The 6,392-nt window shown below is 35.5% G+C and carries 6 protein-coding genes; 3 read left to right on the top strand and 3 right to left on the bottom strand.

What is annotated here, in order from left to right:
- Both ENL20_07665 and ENL20_07670 read right to left on the bottom strand, forming a co-directional pair.
- The coding region (locus ENL20_07665) for a hypothetical protein (protein ID HHE38437.1) at window positions 1-200 on the bottom strand (200 nt) is incomplete at its 3' end.
- Window positions 201-203: 3 nt separating this feature from the next.
- The gene (locus ENL20_07670; GenBank protein HHE38438.1) at window positions 204-1,727 is read right to left on the bottom strand and encodes a proline--tRNA ligase; all 1,524 of its coding nucleotides are present in this window, start codon (window positions 1,725-1,727) and stop codon (window positions 204-206) included.
- 259 nt (window positions 1,728-1,986) lie between these two features.
- On the opposite strand from ENL20_07670, the gene mnmG reads away from it, so the two are divergent.
- From mnmG to kdsB, 3 genes are all read left to right on the top strand, one after another.
- A complete protein-coding gene (gene mnmG / locus ENL20_07675; protein HHE38439.1) occupies window positions 1,987-3,891 on the top strand; it encodes a tRNA uridine-5-carboxymethylaminomethyl(34) synthesis enzyme MnmG in 1,905 nt (634 codons plus the stop codon).
- Window positions 3,892-4,054: 163 nt separating this feature from the next.
- Complete coding sequence (locus ENL20_07680) at window positions 4,055-4,846, top strand: hypothetical protein (protein ID HHE38440.1); 792 nt, start codon at window positions 4,055-4,057, stop codon at window positions 4,844-4,846.
- Window positions 4,847-5,016: 170 nt separating this feature from the next.
- Window positions 5,017-5,760 (top strand): 3-deoxy-manno-octulosonate cytidylyltransferase, encoded by a 744-nt coding sequence (kdsB, locus tag ENL20_07685; protein HHE38441.1) that lies wholly within the window; start codon window positions 5,017-5,019, stop codon window positions 5,758-5,760.
- Between the two features lie 82 nt (window positions 5,761-5,842).
- Here the strand turns inward: kdsB and ENL20_07690 are convergent, their stop codons facing one another.
- On the bottom strand, window positions 5,843-6,226 hold the full coding sequence (locus tag ENL20_07690) for a PIN domain-containing protein (GenBank protein ID HHE38442.1): 384 nt from the start codon (window positions 6,224-6,226) through the stop codon (window positions 5,843-5,845).
- Window positions 6,227-6,392: the final 166 nt, after the last annotated feature.

Here is a 6,392-nt window from a genome sequence, read left to right on the forward strand (position 1 = left end):
ATCATTATATGATGTTTTTGATAACGAACTTCATCTCCGGTTTTCAATTCCATTCGTTGTTTGAAGGCAGTTTCATTATTTACAGAAACTTCTCCGTTTTTAACGACTTGTCTGATTTTTCCATAATCATCCAATGCACCGGATGCTTTTAGCACCTGGAACAAATAAATAGTAGAACCTTGGTCAATCCAGAATTTCATAATTTAATAACTTTTAGCGAAGATCACTCTTTTTTTACTTTTTTGTCCGCAATAAATACATTCTCCATTTTCTTCAGATGCATCGATTGGAATACAGCGAATCGTAACTTTCAAATCATTTTTGATGTTTTCTTCACATTCGGGATTTCCACACCAATGACTCAAAGCAAAACCTCCATGAATTTCAGGATTTTCTTTATTTTTGGGTGTGAAATATTGATAGAAATCTTTTTTATCATCTATTTTCACCGTGTTATCTTCTCGAAATTGCAAAGCTTTTTGATAAATATTATTCTGAATTTCATTAAGGATATTTATCAGGTTTTGCACAAATTCTTTCGCATCGATGCTGATTTTGTTTTTCGGTTCTTTGTCTCTTCTTCCCATAAAGACCGAATTATTCTCGATATCTTTCATCCCGATTTCCAGACGGATCGGAACACCTTTTTTGATCCAACTCCAGATCTTTTCTCCACCTCGCATGTCTCGATCATCAACTTGAACTCTGATATTCTTCTCATCAAATCTTAATTCTCTGATTTTAAATGTCAGTTTTTTAATGAAATTCATCACCTTTTCTTTTTGTTCATCATTGCGATAAATTGGAATAATGACCAAATGAGTAGGAGCAATTTTCGGAGGAAGAACTAATCCGTTATCATCACTATGAGCCATAATTAATGCTCCGATCAATCTCGTCGAAACTCCCCAGGAAGTTGTCCAGGCATATTCTTCTTTTCCTTCTCTATTTTGGAATTTGATGTTGGAAGCAGTTGCGAAATTCGTTCCCAGAAAATGAGATGTTCCTGACTGAAGTGCTTTCTTATCCTGCATCATTGCTTCAATCGAAAAAGTTTGAAGGGCTCCAGGGAATCTCTCGGATGCGGTTTTTTCACCTTTAATTACTGGAATTGCCAGATATTCTTCAGCGAATTTTGCATATACATCCAGCATCTTGTATGTTTCTTCCAATGCTTCTTCTTTTGTTTCGTGAACTGTATGACCTTCCTGCCATAAAAATTCGGTGGTTCTCAAAAACAAACGAGTTCTCATTTCCCAACGCACCACATTTGCCCATTGATTAATCAAAAGCGGAAGGTCGCGATATGAATTCACCCATTTGCTGAATGAAGCTCCAATAATGGTTTCGCTGGTTGGACGAACGATCAATTCTTCGGTCAGTTTTCCTGCTGGTTTAAGTCCGCCTTTTCCGTCATCTTCCAATCTCGAGTGAGTAACAACCGCACATTCTTTGGCAAAACCTTCTACATGTTCTGCTTCCTTTTCAAAATAACTTTTTGGTATGAAAAGTGGAAAATAAGCATTTACATGTCCGGTTTCTTTGAACATTTCATCGAGATTTTTCTGAATATTTTCCCAGATCGTATATCCCCAGGGCTTGATTACCATACATCCGCGAACTTCGCTGGTTTCCGCCATATCAGCAGCTTTGATGACCTGTTGATACCATTCGGGATAACTTTCTTCCCTGGTAGGAACAATCGCTGTTCGATTTTGCTTTGCCATTATTTTTCTCCAATTTTTCAAAATCTGTCTCAAACTTTTCAGGGCTTTATCTTTGTCAATCCAAAATTTATTACCACAAAGACACGAAGGCACAAAAAGAAAATTTTGCCACAAAGATGCACAAAACACACAAAAAAGAAAAGAATTTTAATTGAAAGAAACCTCAAAATGACAAAACTTATTCTGTGATTTTCAATAGTAAGAAGTTCCATCTTGACATCGATTTGGACATTTTTCAGATGGAAACGGAAATTGGTATATGAATAAAAATAGATTCGATATAATTGTTGTCGGAGCAGGACATGCCGGGATCGAAGCTGCTTTGTCAGCAGCTAAAATGGGAGCGAATGTCCTTATTTTCGTGATCAAGATAGAATCAATCGGGAGGATGTCGTGTAATCCATCGGTTGGAGGACCGGCAAAAGGACATCTGGCACGAGAGATAGATGCTTTAGGAGGAGAAATCGGGAAATCTTCCGATCTTTCAGGAATTCAATTCCGGATGTTGAACAAGAAAAAAGGTCCGGCAGTTTGGGCTCCTCGTTCCCAAAATGACAGAACAAAATATACGATCATTATGCGTCAGTCTTTGGAAAACCAAACCGGTTTGAATATCAAAGAATCCATCATCGATGAGATAATTTTATCCAAAAATAGAAAGCAAGTTATTGGAGTCAGGTCGAATTTAGGTGAAGAATATTTTGCTCCCAAAGTAATTTTAGCGAACGGTACATTTTTGCGGGGAAAGGTTCATATAGGGAATGTCAGTTATAGTTCAGGAAGAGCCGGGGAACCAGCAGCAGAAAAATTGTCTTTATCATTGCTTGAATCCGGACTCAATTTAGCAAGATTCAAAACCGGGACACCTCCTCGCATTGATTTGAGAACAATTGATATGAACAAAGTCGAGGAACAACCGGGAGATGAGGATCCTCAAGGTTTTTCCTATTATCGAGATATTGCTCTGAAGAACGATGTCAGTTGTTATCTTACTTTTACTAATCCGGTAACTCACCAGATCATTAATTCCAATCTTGACAAATCATCTCTATATGGCGGTTATATCAGCGGAATTGGACCTCGATATTGCCCTTCGATAGAGGATAAAGTCGTCAAATTTTCTAAAAAAGAACATCATCAGGTTTTTATCGAACCTGAAGGAGAAAAAACTTTCGAAGCCTATGTTAACGGTGTTTCCAATAGTCTTCCTCCTGAAATTCAGAAAAGAATGCTGCATTCCATCGAAGGATTGAAAGAATCAATAATAATTCGGTATGGATATGCTATTGAATACGATTATATCATTCCGGATGAGATCAAACCGACCATGGAAACGAAGAAGATCGAGGGTCTTTATCTTGCCGGGCAGATCAATGGAACTTCCGGTTATGAAGAAGCTGCAGCCCAGGGAATTGCGGCGGGGATCAACTCTGTTCTTTCACTGGAAAAAAAAGACCCGATAATTTTCGATAGATCGCAATCGTATCTTGGAGTTCTTTTGGATGATCTGGTAACAAAAGGAACAACAGAACCCTATCGATTGTTTACTTCCAGAGCGGAATATCGTCTTTATTTGCGTCAGGATAATGCTGATGAAAGAATGATGCCATTGGGATATAAACTCGGTTTAGTTGAAGATGTCAGGTGGCGGAAATTCAGGAAAATGATGGAAATCCACAATCGTGAAATGGAATTTCTAAAAAATAATAATTCGCTCAAAACAAGCGATATCAAAGAACCAACACGATTGATCAATATTCTGAAAAGACCGGAAATAACTTTTAATGATCTGCAAAAGTTCGGATATAAAATACCTTTAGATGTGACGGAAGATATAAAGAGCAGAATTTCATTGGAAATTAAATATGAAGGATATTTGAAAAGGCAACTTGCGGAAATCGAAAAGTTTGAAAAGATGGAGCATAACAAAATGCCCGAAAATCTCGATTATATGAAGATAAACTCGATTGCGTATGAGGCCCGGGAAAGGTTAAATAAGATCAAACCGGTTTCTCTCGGACAGGCTGCTCGCATTTCCGGTGTGAATCATACTGATATAACGGCTTTGATGATTTATTTGAAGAAGGTTCAGGATTCAAGAGTTCAAAGGTTCAGAGGTTCAGAGGTTCAAGGAAAAAAGGAAACAGAAAAAAAAATGAAATAGCTGTCATTCCGAGTGTTCCTTCAACGGCTTCTTTCGAGGAATCTTCAGTGATGTTTGGATTTGAATTTCGTTTTAGTTGTAGATTCTTCGAGAGAAATCCTCTATTAGAAACCGTCTCTTTCAGGAAAGAGAAAACCTCAGAATGACAATGAAAAGAGGAAAAATGCAAAAACTAATTAATTTAATTTTGATCTTATTTTTCATGATCGGATGTTCTACTCATCGTTCATACGAATATTACGAAAAGGAATCTATTCATAAAATCGAGATGCAGAAACTTCCGGAATGGATTTATTATTTGCCTGCGGAGGGAGATTATATTGTAGGAATTTCCAAAAAAAGTTTTGAAAAAGAAAAAATGGTCGAATCTGCAAAGCAGATGGCTGCAGTTTCTAAAAGCAGAAACAAAGGTTCCTTTGCTATTGAAAAGTACGCTTCTAAAGATTCGGAATACATTCTTAAAGAAGGAAAAGTGAAATTCCGCTTGAATGTCAGTTCTTCTCCTCAAGAAATTGAAAAAATATTCGATACTTTGAATTTGGTAGATGAAACTTTTTTCTTCGATTATTATATCGGATTATTTTCCACAAAGAGAAATGATATTGAAAATGTTCATAAGAAAAAGTATATTGCCAACCAGCCGGAATGGTTTTCAGAAGAAAAGATCAAGATTGAAGGGAATACAATTTTCAGTTATTCTTCCACATCTTCTTATGATCTGATCGTTGCCTGGGAAAAAGCTTCGGAGCAGACACGATTGGAAATTGCCAATTATTTGGAAAAAGAAGTTCAGGGAATGGTTGAAAGCACTAATGAAAACATTGAAAAGATCATTGCCCTGGAAACAGCGAAAAAAATCGAGAATATGACAATTACCAGAAGTTATATAATTTCTGAAATGAAGAATTCACTTTTGAGTTATAAAGTTTTTCTGGAAATGAAGATGGAGAGATAAGAGATAAAACTTTTGTCATTACGAGTTCTCTCTTGCAGGCATCAGACGAAGTAATTTAAAAATTGTTCAAAATAGATTGCTTCGTAAGAAATCCCGATAAGAAACCTCGCAATGACATATTATTTCAAATTCCAAATCATATGAAATTAAAAAAGACCAATGGGGCACAAATGAAAATTATCGCTATCATCCCGGCAAGATACGATTCTACCAGATTTCCCGGGAAACCTCTGGTAAAACTCGGTCAGAAACCAATTATCCAGCATGTTTATGAAAGAGCAAAAAACAGCGGACTTTTCGATGAGGTGATCGTAGCAACAGACGATCAGCGAATATTCGAAGCTGTCCACGATATTAACGGGAAAGTCATTCTTACATCAAAAAAACATCATAGCGGAACAGATAGAATCGCGGAAGTCTGTTCCAAAATCGAATGTGATCTTGTGGTGAATATTCAGGGCGATGAACCGTTTATTTCTAAAGAACCTTTGCAAAAACTCATTTCAGCTTTTAAGGATAAAGAAGTAGAAGTTGCTACTTTAATGCACAAAATTAAAATAGATATTGAAAATCCAAATAATGTAAAAGTTGTTTGTGATAAAGAGAATTTTGCGCTATATTTTTCCCGTTCTAAAATTCCTTTTTATAGAAATTCCCAATCACAATTTCCGAAACCAGATTATTATAAACACATTGGAGTTTATGCTTTCCGAAAAGAATCTCTGATGGAATTTATTAATTTACCTGCTGGAAAATTGGAACAGAATGAAAAGTTAGAGCAGTTGCGATTATTAGAAAATGGCATGAAAATAAAAATGGTCGAAACGGAATATGAAGGGATCGGGATCGATACGAAAAAGGATCTGGAAAGAGCGGAGAGGATTCGGAATTCTTTGAAAAATAAAGTTAGATAATTTTTTCAAATGTTCGATCAACGACTTCTTTTATTTTGTTAATTATTACATCATATCTTCTTAATATTTTCAATCTTCTTTTTTAATCCCAGATAACTTCAATATCATCAACTCTTTCAAATTGTTTATCACTCGAAATAACAGGAATATTCAGCCATTTTGCAGTAGCCAGAATTAATCTATCGTGTAGTTCTTTAAATTCGATAGTTTCTGCAACTTCTAAGATTTCGGGAGTTAAATCGAGAATTGTATAATTTATCGATGAATTTATTTTTGATATTGTATATTTCAAACTCAAATTGATCCTGTTCTTTTCAGAAAGATATAATATTTCCATTAGACTAATAACAGAAATCATAAATTTATTATTTGAAATGGCTTTTAGAATTTTTTTTGCCTTTTTTCCGGTTTTTCCAATATCTGTAAAATGCCGAATAATTGTTACTGTATCGAGAAGGTATTCCATTAATATTTCCTTTTTAAAACAGCATCTTTTATTTCTTTTCTGGCATTTTTCAGTTCAGATTCTATGTCTGTTATCTTTTCGAATCCAATATCTTTCCAAATTCCTCGTAAATTCATTATCTTTGGTTTTGCAGTTCGAGATTGTGTTAAAATTTTATCAAATATTC

This window comes from Candidatus Cloacimonadota bacterium (assembly GCA_011372345.1).
Classification (GTDB): Bacteria; Cloacimonadota; Cloacimonadia; order Cloacimonadales; family TCS61; genus DRTC01.

Coding starts and splice junctions, on each gene's coding strand:
- ENL20_07670 (HHE38438.1), bottom strand. CDS start 1,727: ATGGCAAAGCAAAATCGAACAGCGATTGTTCCTACCAGGGAAGAAAGT.
- mnmG (HHE38439.1), top strand. CDS start 1,987: ATGAATAAAAATAGATTCGATATAATTGTTGTCGGAGCAGGACATGCC.
- ENL20_07680 (HHE38440.1), top strand. CDS start 4,055: ATGCAAAAACTAATTAATTTAATTTTGATCTTATTTTTCATGATCGGA.
- kdsB (HHE38441.1), top strand. CDS start 5,017: ATGAAAATTATCGCTATCATCCCGGCAAGATACGATTCTACCAGATTT.
- ENL20_07690 (HHE38442.1), bottom strand. CDS start 6,226: ATGGAATACCTTCTCGATACAGTAACAATTATTCGGCATTTTACAGAT.